Genomic DNA, 15,018 nt, shown 5'->3' on the forward strand with positions numbered 1-15,018 from the left:
GCTACCACCCGCCGCCACCACCACCGCCGCCGCCCCCACCCGAGCCGCCTCCGCCGCCGGAGAAACCCGACGAGCCGGACGACACCGGCACGGCCGAGGACAGCGCGCTCGAGGTCGCGGCCACCGTCGAGGCGACGGCGCTGCCGAAGTTCGAGCCCGACCAGGCGCCGCTGGTCCAGCCCGGCTGGTAGTGGCTCATGGGGTCGGCATCGTCGGGATGGGCGCGCCGGAGCGCAGCGGCGAAGGCCTCCGACCACGGCTTCTCGACACTGAGCGCCACGGCATACGGCAACAGCGCCTCGAAGCGCTCGGCGGTGATCTCCGGCGCCTGCAGGTTGAGGCGGTCCTTCTCGGCGGTCTCGAGATAGAGCTTGAAGCCGGCGAGCTGGTCCATGATCGGGCGGCCGAGCGCAGTCGGCGCGCGCATCAGATAGACGAACAAGCCGTTGAGCGCGGCAAAGCCGATGACCAGCAGGAACGGCAGCGCATGGCCTTCGACGAAGGACAGCGCCATCGGCAGCACGGTGCTGGTCAGGCCGGCGGGGATGGCGTCACGCAGGAACGACCAGGCGATGGCACCGAAAATCACGAGCACCACCAGCGTCAGCGCCGCGCGCACCGCGGTGGCGAAGGAGTTGACGCCGACGATGGCGAGAATGATCGGCGTCAGGAACATGCCGCACCAGAACGCGGCAAAGCCGGTGAAGACGATGATCATGACGTCTTCATCGCGCATGCCGCCGAAGGCGATGATGCCGACGATGACCGCCACCGTCATCGCTGCGCCGGCGATCACCCAACCGAGATTGCGGCGGAAGAAGCGGTCCTCGCTTTCGTTTTCAATCTTGCTGACGAAATCGCTGCCGACCTTGGCGACGGATTTGCCGTTGGCACGGTCGATCACGGCGCTGATGCCCTGCCCTTTAACCCAGTCCAGAATGGTTCGCTCGCCCGCCGGCAGCCCTGTCCCCGACGGCGCATCGGCTTTGAATTTCAAGATGAGCTTGTCGTCGCGCTGGTCGAAGCGGATGAGGCCGCGCACCGCGAGCGACAGCGCCGCGGCGGTGAAGGCGCGCCAGCGGTTGCGGCCGAAGCCCCAGTTCTCGATGTAATTGGCCAGCCCCGGCGACACATCCTTCGGCGGATAGAACAGCGGGATGATGGTGCCGGGGCGCGGATCGCGGCCGACCGCGCGCCATGCCATGACATAATAGATCAGCACGACGACGAAACCGCCGAAGCCGAGGATCCAGGCGCGATAGTCGCGCAGCATCCACCAGAACTCGTCGGCCTGCGTCGGCGGCAGCACCGCGCCGTCCGGCAGCGCGGCGACCACGGTGAGGCCTTCCCCGGCGGCGAGCGGCCGCGTCGTCGTCACGCTGAGCACGCCGTCGTTATTGATGGCGCCGCGCCAGTCGGTGCCGCGTGCGCCGCGCGGCCCGGTGAAGGCGAGCCAGCGCGTCGGCTTGAGCTTGTCGGCAAGCTCGAGACGATAGCTGGCGGCGAGGATCGGGAAATTCCAGAAATTGCCGGTGACGTTCCAGTTCAGCTCGGGCTTGCCGTCGAACCAGCGCACCTGCCGCGCCGTGCGATAGGCGATGACATAGGTGTGCTCGCCGGGTGCCAGCAACGTGTCCTTGTCGCCGGCGTAGATGCGGATATAGCCGCTGCTCTGCCGCTCGGTGAAATGCGGCTCGGCCTTGCCGTCGCGCGTAACGTCGATGAGCGAGAACGGCACCTCATGCAGCTTCTGCTGCGCATCCATGAAGGTCAGCGGGAAATCGCGGAAGATGCCGCGTTTGATCTGCGATCCCTCGGCGCGCACGCGGATGCGCTCGGTGACGGTGAGTTCGCCGTCCCTGGCGAGGCTGACGGTGGAATCGAAATTGAGGATCGCTTCGGCCGCAGCGGCCTCGCCGGCGCCGAGCGTCAGCGTGACGAGCAGCGCCGCGGCGATGGCCGCGAGCCGTCTCATGGGTTCGGCCCGAGCGCCACCTGCGGCACGGCGCGGTCGGCGTCGCTGGACAGTTCGAAGAACGGCCGCTCGGCAAAACCAAACAGACCGGCGACGATATTCGAGGGGAACGACTGCACCAGCACATTCTGGTTGCGCGCCGCCCCGTTGTAATAGCGCCGCGCCATTTGCAGTTCGTTCTCCAGCGTCGAGAGCTGCTGCTGCAGTTCGAGGAAGTTGGCGCTGGCTTTCAGGTCCGGATAGCTCTCGGCCAGCGCCATCAGTTTGCCGAGCGCCAGCGACAGCGCGCCTTCGGCCTGGGCGCGGGCGGCGATGTCGTCGCGCGGCAGCGCGCTCGCCTGGCCGCGCAGCTTGACGACATCCTCGAGCACCGAGCGTTCGTGCGCGGCATAACCCTTCACGGTCTCGACCAGGTTCGGCACCAGCTCGGCGCGTCGCTTGAGCTGCACGTCGATGCCGCTCCAGGCCTCGTTCGCCATCTGCCGCGTGCGCACCAGGCGGTTGAACAGGACGATGACGGCGATGACGACGACGGCGAGGATGACGAGAAGGATGAGCATGGATGTCTCTCTTCACCCTCCCGGGGGAAGGGGGAGGGTAAAATGAGAGCCTAGCGCGTCCTTAAACTTTAGCCAGCCCCGCCGGCTTCGGTGGCGAGCCAGGCGGCGCCGCAGGCTTTCGCCAGTTCGCGCACGCGCAGGATGTAGCTTTGCCGCTCGGTGACGGAGATCACGCCGCGGGCATCGAGCAGATTGAAAACGTGGCTCGCCTTGATGCACTGGTCGTAGGCCGGCAGCGCCATGCCGTGCTTCGACTTGTCGTCGTTGTAACCGGCATCGAGATACTTCTTGCACGCCTGCTCGGCCATCTTGAACTGCTCGAACAGCATGCCGGTGTCGGCGACTTCGAAATTGTGTTTGGAATATTCGCGCTCGGCCTGCAGGAACACGTCGCCGTAAGTGACCTTCTTGTCGTCGTCGCGGCCGTTGAAGTTCAAATCGTAGACGCGATCGACGCCCTGCACATACATGGCGAGACGCTCGAGGCCGTAAGTCAGTTCGCCGGCGACCGGCGCGCATTCGACACCCGCGACCTGCTGGAAGTACGTGAACTGCGACACTTCCATGCCGTCGCACCAGCATTCCCAGCCGAGACCCCAAGCCCCCAACGTCGGGCTTTCCCAGTCGTCCTCGACGAAACGGATGTCGTGCAGATCGGACGAGATGCCGATCACCTTCAGCGAGTCGAGATAGAGCTGCTGGATGTCCGGCGGCGACGGCTTCAGGATGACCTGAAACTGATAATAGTGCTGCAACCGGTTCGGGTTCTCACCATAGCGGCCGTCCTTCGGCCGGCGCGACGGCTGCACATAGGCGGCGTTCCACGGCTTCGGCCCCAGCGCCCGCAAGGTGGTCGCCGGGTGGAAGGTGCCGGCGCCGACTTCCATGTCGTAGGGCTGCAGAATGACGCAGCCCTGCCCGGCCCAGAACTGCTGAAGCGCGAGGATCAGGCCCTGGAACGAGCGCGACGGATCGAGATTGGCTTGCGCGGCGGGCATGGAACGTTCGAGCTTCCCGGTGGTTTTCAGGGGCGGCCGTTTGTTACTGATTTTAAAGGCTAACGGCGGCCGGGACCGTATCGGCGGCACCCAAATGGGTCAAGTCGAGACACTTGTAACGTTCCACTTTAGGCGATCTTGAAACGGACCGGCTAGATAGCCAGTTCAACGGCGGGCAAGAGAACAGGGATTCGAATGTTGGCGTTTCAGCTCATTGGTATGGGACTGTTGGCGCTGTTTCTAGGCGCCTTGGTGACAGGCGACCACCGCGCGACCCGATAGGTCGCACTTCCTCTCAACAAACAATCGTCACAGCCGGTAGTCGCCGGTCCTCGGATCGCGCCGCAAGGTCGGCCGCGCTTCGCGGTCGGTGATGCGCACCCGCACGCGGCGGCGCTCGTCGAGCTCGTCGTTGATGCGGCGGGCTTCCTTGACCACCCAATGCACGACCATGGCGCCGCCGAGGGCAGCGAACGACCATTTCACGAGTGGCGACAGCAGAATTGCTGGCATAGCGGCTCCTTGAAGGACCTGGGTCCTTGCCTGCGGGCGATCATTCTGACCAATCGCGGCGATTTCGCGACCGAAAGCGCCGCTCACGCTTTACAACCCGTAACGCGACCAAAGGGTGCGCTCGTCGAGCGCGGAAATGATCTCGTCGGCGAAGCCGGCGCGCCCCGGCCCGCCGAATAAACCGGCGAGCGACAACCGGCGCGCCAGGAACGACCGCTCGCCGGCGATCACTGGCATGCGGACCTTGTCGCCATAGCGCTCGCGCAGGATCGAACGCAGATCGCCGCGGCCATCGACGAGGCCGAGTTCGATGGCCCGCGCAGCGGTCCAGAACTCGCCGGAAAACAAGATGGTGTCGGCGCCGCTGAGACGGGCGCCGCGGCGCTTCTTCACCAGGTCGATGAAATGCTCGTGCATATCGGCCTGGATCGCCTTGATGCGCTGCACGTCCTCCGGCTTCTCCTCCTGGAACGGATCGAGCATCACTTTGCGATCACCGGCGGTGTAGACACGCCGTTCGATGCCGAGTTTCTTCATCAGCTCGGGAAAGCCGAAAGTGCCGCCAACTACGCCGATCGAGCCGACGATGGAGAAGTCATCGCAGATGATCTCGTCGCCCGCGCAAGCCAGCATGTAGCCGCCGGAGGCGCCGGCATCCTCGATGAAGGCCAGCACGGTGACCTTCTTCTCCTCCGCCAGTTGGCGGATGCGGCGGAAGATCAGGTGGGACTGCGTCGGGGAACCGCCCGGCGAATTGATCAGCAGCGCCACCGCGCGGGCCCGCGGCACGGCGAAGGCGCGATCGAGCGTGCGCGCCAGCCCGGCCAGGGTCATGCCCGGCCGCAGCGGTGTCGTCGCACCGATGACGCCAGTGAGTCGCACCACCGGTACCACCGGAATGTCCGAACGGAACCGGGGCGGCATCAGAAAGTTGAGAGCAGCCATGAGCCGCGAGAAAAAACTTGTCATGCCGCCAGTTAGGCAGCCTCCGCACCCCGAGTCAAAGCCGGGCGCGGCTTCAGGCCGGTACCGCCATGCATTAACGGAGACTGACGGCCGCGATCACCAAAAGTTGCGCAGCATTGATCGATGTCACGATTGGCGCTGAGCGCGGCGCTACCCATTTGGTGGAAGGCAGCAACGAACTCGCCAATCGAATCGTAAAGACGGAACCAAGACCATGGACCCCAAACTCGCCATTATGTTTCTCCTGATCGCCTCGGTCCTGGCGTTGTCCTCGTTCCAGGGCGGCGCGTTCGAACGCGCGCGTCAGCAGATCAAGCGCCGCGTCGGCGGCGGCCGCTGACGTCACGCTTGCGCCAACGGCAGCGGCATCGCTGCCCGTAATATGTCTTCCGCCGCGGCCGTCGGCTTGCCGGCCGCGTCGTTGAGCACCAGCGGCGGATAATTCCGCAGCCGCCCCTCGCCTTCCTTTGTCGCTCGCACCAGCACGCGGATCGGCTCGGCCTGCGGACGCGGCAGCACCGGCAACACGGCAACCGCTCCGAACGCCGGTTCCAGCGCAGCCAACACTTCATCAAGCGCCTCAGTGCGCCAGATCAACGTCAGCACACCTTGCGGCTTGAGCAGCCAGGCGGCGCTGGCTATCCAGCGCGCCGCCAGGCCATCGTCGGCGACATGCGCCAGCCGCCGCCGCGGATCCGGCGAACTCTGCTGCCGGCCGGGATCGTTGAACGGCGGGTTCATCAGCACACGATCGAAACTGCCGGCGTGCAATCCGGCCGCAGCCAGCGCGGCAACGTCCTCGACGTCGCATGCGATCGCGCGGACGCGGTCGGCAAGATCGTTACGCTGCGCGTTTTCGCCCGCCAATTTCGCGAGCGCAGGATCGATCTCGACCAGCGTGACATCGAGTCCCGCGATACGCCGCGCCAGCGCCAATCCCGCGCCGCCGACACCGCTGCCAAGATCGATGGCCCGCTCCCCCGCCACGCCGCCGGTCGCGGCGGCCAGCAGGATGGCGTCGTGGCCGACGCGGTGGCCGCGTTTCGGCTGCAACAGGCGCAGGCGGCCGCCGAGCACGGCGTCGTCGGTGATGCCGGGATCACCAGCCATGCTTCTCACGAATCTTGAGGCCGCAGCTCATGGCCGAGCCCGGCATCGGTGAGCAGCCGGCGCGCCGCCGCCAATTCATCGTCGGCAACCAGCACGCGGCGCGGCAGCACGCCGAGCGAACCTTCCAGCACGCTCATGTTCTGATCGAACACGAGGTGCGCGATGCCGGCGCCGTCGAGCAGCGCCGTGATCGCGGATACCAGCACCGCGTCGTTGGTGCGGACGAGTTCTTTCATCAAGCCGAACCCGGATGGCGCTTGTCGCTCCGTCTTTCATCGCCGGCGGCGCGATGATTGAGATAGGCCAGCAGCTTCATCTCGCGGCGGCCACGCGTCACGGTGTCGAGCACCAGCCCGACGGCGACCGACAGAAACGCCATCAGCATCAGGCCCATCGCCAGCATCGCCGTTGGCAGCCGAGGCACCAGGTGCGTTTCGATGAAAGTGACGACGATCGGGACCGCCAGGACCACCGAGATCAATGCCAGCACGCAGCCGATGGCGCCGAAGAACGGAAACGGCCGTTCGCTGCGATAGAGCTGCGCGATCATCCAGAGAATTCGAAAACCGTCGCGCCAGGTGTTGAGCTTGGAGGTCGAGCCTTCCGGGCGGGCATAATACGGCGTTTCGATCTCGGCCACCGGCAGGCCCAGTTCGAGCGCGTGGACGGTAAGCTCGGTCTCGATCTCGAAGCCGGACGACAGCATCGGAAACGATTTGACGAAGCGGCGCGAGAAAACGCGGTAGCCGGACAATATGTCGTCGAATGCCGAGCCGAACACCGTGGAAACGAAGGTCGTGAGCAGCCAGTTGCCGGTGCGGTGGCCGGCCCGATAGGCCGCGACCTCCTGATCGATGCGTTTGCCGACCACCATGTCGAGCCGGTCGCGCAGCAACAGCTCGATCATGCGCGGGGCGCTCGGCGCGTCATAGGTGGCGTCGCCATCGACCAGCACGTAGATATCGGCGTCGATGTCGCTGAACATCCGGCGCAGCACGAAGCCCTTGCCCTGATGGCGCTCGTGCCGCACCTCGGCCCCCGCTGCTCGCGCGACGGCGACCGTGTTGTCGCTCGAATTGTTGTCGAACACGTAGACAATCGCCTCCGGCAGCGCCGCCTTGAAGTCGGCAACCACCCGGGCAACGGCCGCCTCTTCGTTGAAGCACGGCACCAGCACGGCGATTCGGAAGCCGCTCCGTCCGGCTCCTTGGGCGTCCACCGCCATCACGGTCGCGCTATCGACGCGCTTGTCCATCGCCGCCCCTGTCCTGCCCCGCCCCGCGAGGTCTTGCCCCGTTACCATAGCGTTTCTATGCTTGGCTTGTCCCCGGTGTCGAGGCGCGATAAATCGACCGCATAACTACCAAGGAGTGAGCGTCTTGGCCGTCGTGGTTCCTTTCGAAAATCCTCAGGCCGCCTCAATCGAGCGCCTCGTCAAGTTGCTGGCGCCCGCGATGGAGCGCGTCAATTCGACGATTCTCGACCGCACCGGCTCCGACGTGACCATGATCCCGGAGGTCGCCAACCACCTGATTTCCTCGGGCGGTAAAAGGCTGCGGCCGATGCTGACGCTGGCCATGGCGCAACTGTCGGGCTACGCCGGCGACGGCCACATCAAGCTGGCGGCGGCCGTCGAATTCATGCACACGGCGACCCTGCTGCACGACGACGTCGTCGATCAGAGCGACATGCGGCGCGGCAAGCAGGCGGCGCGCATGCTGTGGGGCAACGAGGCCAGCGTGCTGGTCGGCGACTTCCTGCTCGGCCAGGCCTTCAAGATGATGGTCGAGGTCGGCAACCTCACCGCACTCGACATTCTCTCCTCGGCCGCGGCGGTGATCGCCGAGGGCGAAGTGATGCAACTCGGCGCCGCCAAGAACACCGCGACCAACGAGGACGAATATCTCGCCGTCATCCGCGCCAAGACCGCCGAATTGTTCGCGGCCGCCTGCGAGGTCGGTCCGGTGCTGGCCGGCCGCGACAAGGCGGAGATCGCGGCCTGCCGGTCCTACGGCATGAATCTCGGCATCGCCTTCCAGCTCGTCGACGACGCGCTCGACTATGGCGGCAAATCCGCCAAGCTCGGCAAGAACGTCGGTGACGATTTCCGCGAGGGCAAGATCACGCTGCCGGTGGTGCTGTCGTTCCGGCGCGGCTCGGATGCCGAGCGCGCTTTCTGGAATCGCACGCTCGGCGAAGGCCAGGTCGAGGACGGCGATCTCGATCACGCCATCGGCTTGATGACCAAGCATCACGCCATCGAGGATACGCTCGGCCGCGCCCGGCACTATGGCGCCATCGCGATGGACGCGCTGGCGCTGGTGCCGCCGTCGGACATCAAGACGGCGCTGGAAGAGACCGTGGCGTTCTGTATCGCCCGGGCGTTCTGATTACTTGGTGACCGTGTAGCCGGTCTCGGGCTGGCGCATCAGCTGGAAGCGGATGTTCGGATCCGGATCCTGGCCGATGAAGCGGCCGTACTGGTGGACCGCCGGCGAGCAGCCATTCGGCCGCGGCTCGGTGTTGAACCAGATGCCGCGCCAGGTCGGCCCGCCAATCTGATCCTGGCAAACCGTACGCTTGACCTGCGCCTTGTTGCCCTTGCGCGCGAGCGCCGGATCGGCGGCGAGAAGGCCTCCGCCGATGAGCACCATCGCCGTCATCGCCGCCCAACGCCAGTTCATCGCAAGTCTCCGGTATTCCCGCCGTCGCCCATGTGACGGCAAATCGATAAGGCCGCAACAGTTCCCCTAAAATCGCGGGGAATTCAAGGCGCGGCGGCAAGGATCGTCGGCGTCACCCACCAGCCGCGACCGGCAAGCGCCCTCGCGGCCGCTTCGGCTTCACTTGCGGAGGAAAAAATCGCGAAACAGGTCGCGCCCGAGCCCGACATGCGGGCCAGCCGGACGCCGGGCAGTGCCCGCAGCGCGGCCAGCACCTCGCCGACGACGGGGGCGCAGGCGATCGCGGCGTCAGTCAGGTCGTTGCCATGTCCGTGCAAATAATCGATGAGACCGTCGAAGCCGCGCGGCACGTCGCCGAGCCGATCCGCGTGCTGCGGCAGGCCGGCGCGGCCGAGCGCGGCGAACACATCGCGGGTGGCGACGGCGACGCGCGGATTGACCAGCACTGCCGGCAGCGCCGGCAAATCGAGCGGCGGCGTCAGCCGCTCGCCGATGCCGGTCATGACGCAGGCGCGCGAGCCGACGCAGACCGGAACGTCGGCGCCGGTCTGCAAGGCTGCGGTCATGATGCGCGCGTCGTCGAACGACAGATCGTTGAGCCGCGCGAGCAGCCGCAGGGCGGCGGCGGCATCGGCCGAGCCGCCGCCGATGCCGGCCGCGACCGGGATGTGCTTGTCGAGATTGAAGCGCCCGCCCTTCAGACCCGGCATCAGCGCGGCCAGACGGTCGAAGGCTTTGACGATGAGATTGTCACTCGCCGCGCCGATCACGTCGGCGAAAGGTCCGGTCACCGCGACACTGACATGACCGGCGGGCTCGAGCGTCAGGGTATCGGCGATATCGGCGAAAACGACGAGGCTTTCCAGCTCGTGATAGCCGTCGGCGCGGCGGTCGGTAACGCGCAGCGTGAGATTGATTTTGGCGCGGGCGATTTGGGTGAGGACTTCTGTTCCCCTCCCCCCGCGAGCCCTTGCGAGTGGTGGGGAGGGGTCAGGGGTGGGGGAAATGGACATCGTTGAAAAGCGAAGAGCCCCCCACCCCGGTCACATCGCCATTGCGATGTGAACCGACCCTCCCCGCCGCTTCGCGGGGGGAGGGAAAAAAGATCAGCCGCCGTTGCCCTGCTTGGCCGCCGGCTTTTCCGTCGAATTGGCCTGCGAGGTCGCTTCCTCGGGCAGACCGTGCTGCAGCTTCTGCAGGATCTTCGGCAGTTCGTCCGGATCGGGTTTCAGGTCGCGCGCGTGGGCCCACTGGAAGGTCGCTTCCAGCTTGCGCCCGACGCGCCAATAGGCATCACCGAGATGATCGTTGATGGTCGGATCTTCCGGCTTGAGGCCGATGGCGCGCTCGAGCTCCTTGGTCGCTTCATCGTAATTCCCGAGGCGGAAATAGGCCCAGCCGAGCGAGTCGACGATGTAGCCGTCGTCCGGACGCTGCGCGACGGCCTTCTTGATCATGGCCATGCCCTCGTCGAGGTTCACGCCCTGATCGATCCAGGAATAGCCGAGATAGTTGAGCACGTGCGGCTGGTCGGGAGACAGCTCCAGCGCCTTCTTCAGATCGGCTTCCGCCTTCGGCCACTGCTTGGAGCGTTCGAAGCAGATGCCGCGGAAATAGAACACCGTCCAGTTCGACTTGTCGGGCTTGCCGATCAGGTCGATGGCCTTGGTGTAGGCCTCGCCGCATTCGGCAAACTTCTTGTGCCCGCGCTCGAGATTGCCGAGCGCCAGCATCGCTTCGAGATCCTTCGGATCCGCCTTGACGATCTCCTCGAGACGCTTCTGCGCGTCTTCGCCGCGATCGAGCGCGTCGAGATCGGCCGCCATCTGAATGGAGGCGTTGCGATACAGCGGCGAGTTCGCCGGAATGCGCTCATAGACCTTGATCGCCATGTCCGGCTTCTTGAGCGATTCATAGAGATCGGCCAGCGACAGCAGCGCCAGCGAATGATTGGGCGACAGATGCAGCGCCAGTTGCAGATAGACCAGACCGAGGTCCTCGCCGCCGCGACGGCCGAGCGAGGCGCCGAGTCCGTACAGCGCTTCGGCGGCGCCGGCCTGCGGACCGGTCACGAGCAGCGGCAGCTTTTCGCCGGCCTTGACCTTGGCCATCTCCTCGACGATCAGCGGATGACGGGGCAGTACCTTGTCGAACGCCTCGAACACCTCGAGCGCTTCCTGCTGCGTGCGGTTGCGCGACAGCCAGCCGCCATAGGCTTCGACGACGCGCAGCGCCGTCGGGTCCTGCTTGTAGGCGCGCTCGAGACGCTTGCCGGCATCCTTCTTCTGCCCGGCGCTGTCGAGGATCAGGCCAGCGTGCAGATCCTTGAAGATGCCGTACCAATCCGGACCCGACAGGCGATCGATGGTCGCCACCGCGGCTTTCGCATCGCCGGCGCCGGACTGGCTCCAGGCGGTCAGCAGCGTCGCGGTGAGATCGGTGATCGGCCCACGCACCGACTGCGCGAGATTGCGGCGCGCGGTGGCAAAGTGACCGACCTTCACATCATGCACGCCCATCACCAGGCGGGCGACGCGATCCGACTTGTCGGACGCCACGACGCGGTCAGCGAGCTTGACGGCCTCGTTGATGTCGCCGCCGACCAGCAGCGACAGGAAGGCGCGGTCGAGCAATTCCACGTTCTTGGGGTCGCGGCGCAGCGCCGCCCGATAATAGGCCGCGGCCGCCAGCGCATCGCGCTGCTGGCCGGCATGGCGGGCGGCCAGATAGCTCCCCGACGCGGTCATATTGGCCAGGTCGAGCGCACTCGGCCCGGTCTCGCGCGCCGCCTGTGCCTTTGCCGAAGCAGGCGCCACGGCGAAGAACGCAAGCGCGAAAATAGAGAACGCGGCGCCGGCGGCGAAACACCGGAACGGGCTCGAAAATTTCACTGGCGATGCTCCATCAAGCGCCGACGCGATTTTTCGCGTTGAGTCGCTAAGGTTATGCTGAGAATGACCCTTTTGCGCCGCAACCGCAAGAACGCCCCCCGTCGAGCGACCACGACCCAATTGCCACAGCTTGAACGCGCCGGTGTGGCGGCAGCAAGGCCGATACCGTCAGTTGCGACGGCCGAGCGCCGGTCCTGATCGCCGGCTCCGGGCCCTACCAGGGACGCCCGTCTTCTACCTATAAGTGCATGGTATAAAAATACACCTAAAACGTCACATTCCCGAATAATTCGGGCCGCCCGAGCCTTCCGGCGGCACCCAGGTGATGTTCTGGTTCGGGTCCTTGATGTCGCAGGTTTTGCAGTGGACGCAGTTCTGCGCATTGATGACGAATTTCGGATTGCCCGCCTCTTCGACCCACTCATAGACGCCGGCCGGGCAATAGCGGGTCGACGGGCCGGCGAAGACGTCGTGCTCGGACGACTTCTGCAGGGCCATGTCCTTGACCTTGAGATGCGGCGGCTGGTCTTCCTCGTGATTGGTGTTCGACAGGAACACCGAGGACAGCCGGTCGAAGGTCAGCTTGCCGTCCGGCTTGGGATAAGCGATCGGCGTGCATTCCGACGCCGGCTTCAGCGTGGCGTAATCCGCCGTGCCGTGGCTCTGCGTGCCGAACAGCGAGAAGCCGAGCGTGCGGGTCCACATGTCGAGGCCGCCGAGCACGATGCCGAGCATGGTGCCGAACTTCGACCACAGCGGCTTGGCGTTGCGCACGCGCGATAGGTCCTTGCCGATCGGCGAGTTGCGCCAGCCGGCTTCGTAATCCGTGAGTTCGTCATGGGAGCGGCCGGCGGCGAGCGCGGCGCTTGCCGCTTCCGCCGCCATGATGCCGGACAGCATGGCGTTGTGGCTGCCCTTGATGCGCGGCACGTTGATGAAGCCGGCATCGCAGCCGATCAGCGCGCCGCCCGGGAACACCAGCTTCGGCACCGACTGGTAGCCGCCTTCGGTCAGCGCCCGCGCGCCGTAGGACAGCCGCTTGCCGCCTTCGAAGGTGCCGCGCACCAGCGCATGCGTCTTGAAGCGCTGGAATTCCTCGAATGGCGACAGATACGGATTCTTGTAGTTGAGATGAACGACGAAGCCGACCGAAACCAGGTTGTCGCCGAAGTGATAGAGGAACGAGCCGCCGCCGGTCGAATTGTCGAGCGGCCAGCCGAACGAGTGCTGCACCAGCCCGGGCTTGTGCTTGTCCGGCGCGACCTGCCACAGCTCCTTGAGGCCGATGCCGAATTTCTGCGGATCGCGGCCGTCCTGCAAATTGAATCTGGCGATGAGCTGCTTGCCGAGATTGCCGCGCGCGCCCTCGGCGAACAACGTGTACTTGGCGCGCAGCTCCATGCCGCGGGTGAAGTTGGCGTTGGGTTCGCCCGACTTGCCGATACCCATGTCGCCGGTGGCGACGCCGGCGACGGCGCCGTTGTCGTCATAGAGCACTTCGGCGGCGGCAAAGCCCGGATAGATTTCGACGCCGAGGCCTTCGGCCTTGGTGCCGAGCCAGCGGCAAACATCGCCGAGCGAAACGACGTAGTTGCCGTGATTGCTCATCAGCGGCGGCAGCATGATGTTCGGCAGGCGCAGCGCGCCGCTGTGGCCGAGGAAATAGAAGCGGTCGTCCTTGACGGCGGTCTTGATCGGCGAGTCTTCGTTGCGCCAGTCCGGCAGCAGCTTGTCGAGGCCGACCGGGTCGATCACCGCCCCCGACATGATATGCGCGCCGACTTCCGAGCCCTTCTCGACGACGACGACCGACAGGTCGGCATTGAGCTGCTTGAGCCTGATCGCCGCGGCAAGGCCGGCCGGCCCCGCACCCACGACGACAACGTCGAATTCCATCGCCTCGCGGGCCGGCAGATCGGTCATCCAGCTCTCCTCGAGGGGGCCTTGCACGCCGAACCAGCGCCGTTTGCCCCCGGAACGCAGTTCATAACGCTTCTATTGACCACTTTTGCACAGCAGGGGCAATTGCCCGGCCATGCGATTTCATTGTGCTAGAATGCCGCGATGACGGAAATTCCTGACCTCAACGCGCGCGACCTGCTCGAGTTCTATCTCGCGGCGGGCGTCGATGCGCTGGTCGGCGAGGAGCCGGTCGATCGCTTCGCGGTCGTCGAGGCACCGCCGGTGGCGCCGCGCCAGGCGAGCGAACGGCCCGCGCCGGTGGTGACCGCCCGTCCGGCGACGCCGATACCGGCCGTGGTCGCGCCGGACGAGGCCGCCATGGCGGCACGCACCGCGGCCAGGAGCGCGGCCAGCCTCGAGGAACTGCGCGCCATCCTCGAAAGCTTCGACGGTTGCGCGCTGAAGGCGACCGCGACGCGCACCGTGTTCGCCGACGGCAACCCGCAGGCCCGCGTCATGCTGGTCGGCGAAGCGCCGGGCCGTGACGAGGACATCGAAGGCCTGCCCTTCGTCGGCCGTTCCGGCAAATTGCTCGACCAGATGCTCAAGGCGATCGGGCTCGACCGCACCTCGGTCTACATCGCCAACATCGTGCCGTGGCGGCCGCCCGGCAACCGCACGCCGACGCCGCAGGAGTCGGCGATCTGCCTGCCCTTCGTGCTGCGACAGATCGAACTCGCCGATCCCGATATCCTTGTCTGCCTCGGCGGGCCGTCGGCGCAGACGCTGCTCAACATCAAGGACGGCATCACCAAGACGCGCGGCCGCTGGTTCACCTTCGATACCGACAAGCGCGAGATCCGCGCCATCGCCACGTTCCATCCGGCATTCCTGCTGCGCTCGCCGCTGCAGAAGCGCTTTGCCTGGCGGGATCTGCTGGCGATCAGGAAGGCGCTGGATTCCTAGCCGCTATCGGTACGCGATCAATATCGCGCCGGCGCCGATCAGCGCGACGCCGAGCCAGTTCGGCCCAGACAGCCGCTCGCCGAGAAAGATGACGCCGAAAATCGCCACCAGCACCACGCTGAGCTTGTCGATCGGCGCCACCTTGGCCGCCTCGCCGATCTTGAGCGCGCGGAAGTAACAGATCCATGACGCGCCGGTCGCCAGTCCCGACAGCACGAGAAAGGCATAAGTGCGCGCCGAGATCGTGCCCGGCGACTGGAACTGTCCGGTCGCGAACAGGATGAGCGCCAATGTCATCAGAATGACGATGGTGCGGATAAAGGTCGCGAAATCGGAATTGACGTTCTCGATGCCGATTTTGGCGAAGATGGCGGTGAGCGCGGCGAACACCGCCGACAGCAACGCCCAGACCTGCCATGATGACCAGATACTCATGAAGAAACTCCGGGTGGT

The 15,018-nt window shown here is 65.7% G+C and carries 16 protein-coding genes; 3 read left to right on the forward strand and 13 right to left on the reverse strand.

From position 1 onward, the window contains the following. Nucleotide 1: 1 nt before the first annotated feature. From ASD45_RS13855 to ASD45_RS13875, 5 genes are all read right to left on the reverse strand, one after another. Nucleotides 2–1,975, reverse strand: coding sequence for a DUF2207 domain-containing protein (locus ASD45_RS13855; RefSeq protein WP_056912013.1), 1,974 nt, complete (start codon nucleotides 1,973–1,975; stop codon nucleotides 2–4). Next, nucleotides 1,972–2,535: a LemA family protein gene (locus tag ASD45_RS13860; RefSeq protein WP_056912014.1), complete on the reverse strand. Its 564-nt coding sequence runs from the start codon at nucleotides 2,533–2,535 to the stop codon at nucleotides 1,972–1,974. Before ASD45_RS13860 ends, ASD45_RS13855 begins: the two co-directional genes overlap by 4 nt. A 68-nt stretch (nucleotides 2,536–2,603) precedes the next feature. Further along, on the reverse strand, nucleotides 2,604–3,533 hold the full coding sequence (locus ASD45_RS13865) for a glycine--tRNA ligase subunit alpha (RefSeq protein WP_056912015.1): 930 nt from the start codon (nucleotides 3,531–3,533) through the stop codon (nucleotides 2,604–2,606). A gap of 309 nt (nucleotides 3,534–3,842) precedes the next feature. After that, complete coding sequence (locus ASD45_RS13870; RefSeq protein WP_156380849.1) at nucleotides 3,843–4,046, reverse strand: hypothetical protein; 204 nt, start codon at nucleotides 4,044–4,046, stop codon at nucleotides 3,843–3,845. A 90-nt stretch (nucleotides 4,047–4,136) separates the two neighbouring features. Next, nucleotides 4,137–4,991, reverse strand: a complete 855-nt coding sequence (locus tag ASD45_RS13875; protein WP_244485361.1) for a S49 family peptidase — start codon at nucleotides 4,989–4,991, stop codon at nucleotides 4,137–4,139. Nucleotides 4,992–5,226: 235 nt separating this feature from the next. Here ASD45_RS13875 and ASD45_RS24175 point away from each other — a divergent pair, with 235 nt between their 5' ends. Beyond that, entirely contained in the window at nucleotides 5,227–5,352 is a 126-nt protein-coding gene (locus tag ASD45_RS24175) for a hypothetical protein (protein WP_280136404.1), read from the forward strand. A 2-nt stretch (nucleotides 5,353–5,354) separates the two neighbouring features. Here ASD45_RS24175 and ASD45_RS13880 read toward each other — a convergent pair whose 3' ends face one another. The 3 genes from ASD45_RS13880 to ASD45_RS13890 are packed head-to-tail and all read right to left on the reverse strand — an operon-like array spanning nucleotide 5,355 to nucleotide 7,347. After that, complete coding sequence (locus tag ASD45_RS13880) at nucleotides 5,355–6,122, reverse strand: methyltransferase (RefSeq protein ID WP_056912017.1); 768 nt, start codon at nucleotides 6,120–6,122, stop codon at nucleotides 5,355–5,357. A gap of 5 nt (nucleotides 6,123–6,127) precedes the next feature. After that, entirely contained in the window at nucleotides 6,128–6,358 is a 231-nt protein-coding gene (locus ASD45_RS13885) for a DUF2007 domain-containing protein (RefSeq protein ID WP_056912018.1), read from the reverse strand. Continuing rightward, nucleotides 6,358–7,347 carry a glycosyltransferase family 2 protein gene (locus ASD45_RS13890; RefSeq protein WP_056912786.1) on the reverse strand — a complete coding sequence of 330 codons (990 nt, stop codon included), beginning with the start codon at nucleotides 7,345–7,347 and terminating at the stop codon, nucleotides 6,358–6,360. The genes ASD45_RS13885 and ASD45_RS13890 overlap by 1 nt, the downstream gene beginning before the upstream one ends. Nucleotides 7,348–7,501: 154 nt before the next feature. On the opposite strand from ASD45_RS13890, the gene ASD45_RS13895 reads away from it, so the two are divergent. Then, entirely contained in the window at nucleotides 7,502–8,512 is a 1,011-nt protein-coding gene (locus ASD45_RS13895; RefSeq protein WP_056912019.1) for a polyprenyl synthetase family protein, read from the forward strand. On the opposite strand, the gene ASD45_RS13900 is transcribed toward ASD45_RS13895, so the two are convergent. The 4 genes from ASD45_RS13900 to ASD45_RS13915 form a co-directional block, all read right to left on the reverse strand. Continuing rightward, entirely contained in the window at nucleotides 8,513–8,806 is a 294-nt protein-coding gene (locus ASD45_RS13900) for a hypothetical protein (RefSeq protein WP_056912020.1), read from the reverse strand. Nucleotides 8,807–8,889: 83 nt separating this feature from the next. Further along, entirely contained in the window at nucleotides 8,890–9,819 is a 930-nt protein-coding gene (locus ASD45_RS13905; protein WP_082540832.1) for a 4-(cytidine 5'-diphospho)-2-C-methyl-D-erythritol kinase, read from the reverse strand. 93 nt (nucleotides 9,820–9,912) lie between these two features. Then, nucleotides 9,913–11,622 (reverse strand): tetratricopeptide repeat protein, encoded by a 1,710-nt coding sequence (locus tag ASD45_RS13910; RefSeq protein WP_244485468.1) that lies wholly within the window; start codon nucleotides 11,620–11,622, stop codon nucleotides 9,913–9,915. Between the two features lie 348 nt (nucleotides 11,623–11,970). After that, the gene (locus ASD45_RS13915) at nucleotides 11,971–13,620 is read right to left on the reverse strand and encodes an electron transfer flavoprotein-ubiquinone oxidoreductase (RefSeq protein ID WP_056912022.1); all 1,650 of its coding nucleotides are present in this window, start codon (nucleotides 13,618–13,620) and stop codon (nucleotides 11,971–11,973) included. 141 nt (nucleotides 13,621–13,761) lie between these two features. Between ASD45_RS13915 and ASD45_RS13920 the strand changes: the two genes are divergently transcribed. Next, nucleotides 13,762–14,565, forward strand: coding sequence for a uracil-DNA glycosylase (locus ASD45_RS13920; RefSeq protein ID WP_056912023.1), 804 nt, complete (start codon nucleotides 13,762–13,764; stop codon nucleotides 14,563–14,565). Nucleotides 14,566–14,568: 3 nt separating this feature from the next. Here the strand turns inward: ASD45_RS13920 and ASD45_RS13925 are convergent, their stop codons facing one another. Then, entirely contained in the window at nucleotides 14,569–15,000 is a 432-nt protein-coding gene (locus ASD45_RS13925) for an EamA family transporter (RefSeq protein WP_056912024.1), read from the reverse strand. Nucleotides 15,001–15,018: the final 18 nt, after the last annotated feature.

Origin of the sequence: Pseudolabrys sp. Root1462 (assembly GCF_001426945.1) — a bacterium.
Taxonomy (GTDB): domain Bacteria; phylum Pseudomonadota; class Alphaproteobacteria; order Rhizobiales; family Xanthobacteraceae; genus Pseudolabrys.

Excerpts from the sequence above, each read along its gene's own strand:
- ASD45_RS13855 (WP_056912013.1), bottom strand. The coding sequence starts at position 1,975 with ATGAGACGGCTCGCGGCCATCGCCGCGGCGCTGCTCGTCACGCTGACG.
- ASD45_RS13860 (WP_056912014.1), bottom strand. The coding sequence starts at position 2,535 with ATGCTCATCCTTCTCGTCATCCTCGCCGTCGTCGTCATCGCCGTCATC.
- ASD45_RS13865 (WP_056912015.1), bottom strand. The coding sequence starts at position 3,533 with ATGCCCGCCGCGCAAGCCAATCTCGATCCGTCGCGCTCGTTCCAGGGC.
- ASD45_RS13870 (WP_156380849.1), bottom strand. The coding sequence starts at position 4,046 with ATGCCAGCAATTCTGCTGTCGCCACTCGTGAAATGGTCGTTCGCTGCC.
- ASD45_RS13875 (WP_244485361.1), bottom strand. The coding sequence starts at position 4,991 with ATGGCTGCTCTCAACTTTCTGATGCCGCCCCGGTTCCGTTCGGACATT.
- ASD45_RS24175 (WP_280136404.1), top strand. The coding sequence starts at position 5,227 with ATGGACCCCAAACTCGCCATTATGTTTCTCCTGATCGCCTCGGTCCTG.
- ASD45_RS13880 (WP_056912017.1), bottom strand. The coding sequence starts at position 6,122 with ATGGCTGGTGATCCCGGCATCACCGACGACGCCGTGCTCGGCGGCCGC.
- ASD45_RS13885 (WP_056912018.1), bottom strand. The coding sequence starts at position 6,358 with ATGAAAGAACTCGTCCGCACCAACGACGCGGTGCTGGTATCCGCGATC.
- ASD45_RS13890 (WP_056912786.1), bottom strand. The coding sequence starts at position 7,347 with ATGGCGGTGGACGCCCAAGGAGCCGGACGGAGCGGCTTCCGAATCGCC.
- ASD45_RS13900 (WP_056912020.1), bottom strand. The coding sequence starts at position 8,806 with ATGAACTGGCGTTGGGCGGCGATGACGGCGATGGTGCTCATCGGCGGA.
- ASD45_RS13905 (WP_082540832.1), bottom strand. The coding sequence starts at position 9,819 with ATGTCCATTTCCCCCACCCCTGACCCCTCCCCACCACTCGCAAGGGCT.
- ASD45_RS13915 (WP_056912022.1), bottom strand. The coding sequence starts at position 13,620 with ATGACCGATCTGCCGGCCCGCGAGGCGATGGAATTCGACGTTGTCGTC.
- ASD45_RS13920 (WP_056912023.1), top strand. The coding sequence starts at position 13,762 with ATGACGGAAATTCCTGACCTCAACGCGCGCGACCTGCTCGAGTTCTAT.
- ASD45_RS13925 (WP_056912024.1), bottom strand. The coding sequence starts at position 15,000 with ATGAGTATCTGGTCATCATGGCAGGTCTGGGCGTTGCTGTCGGCGGTG.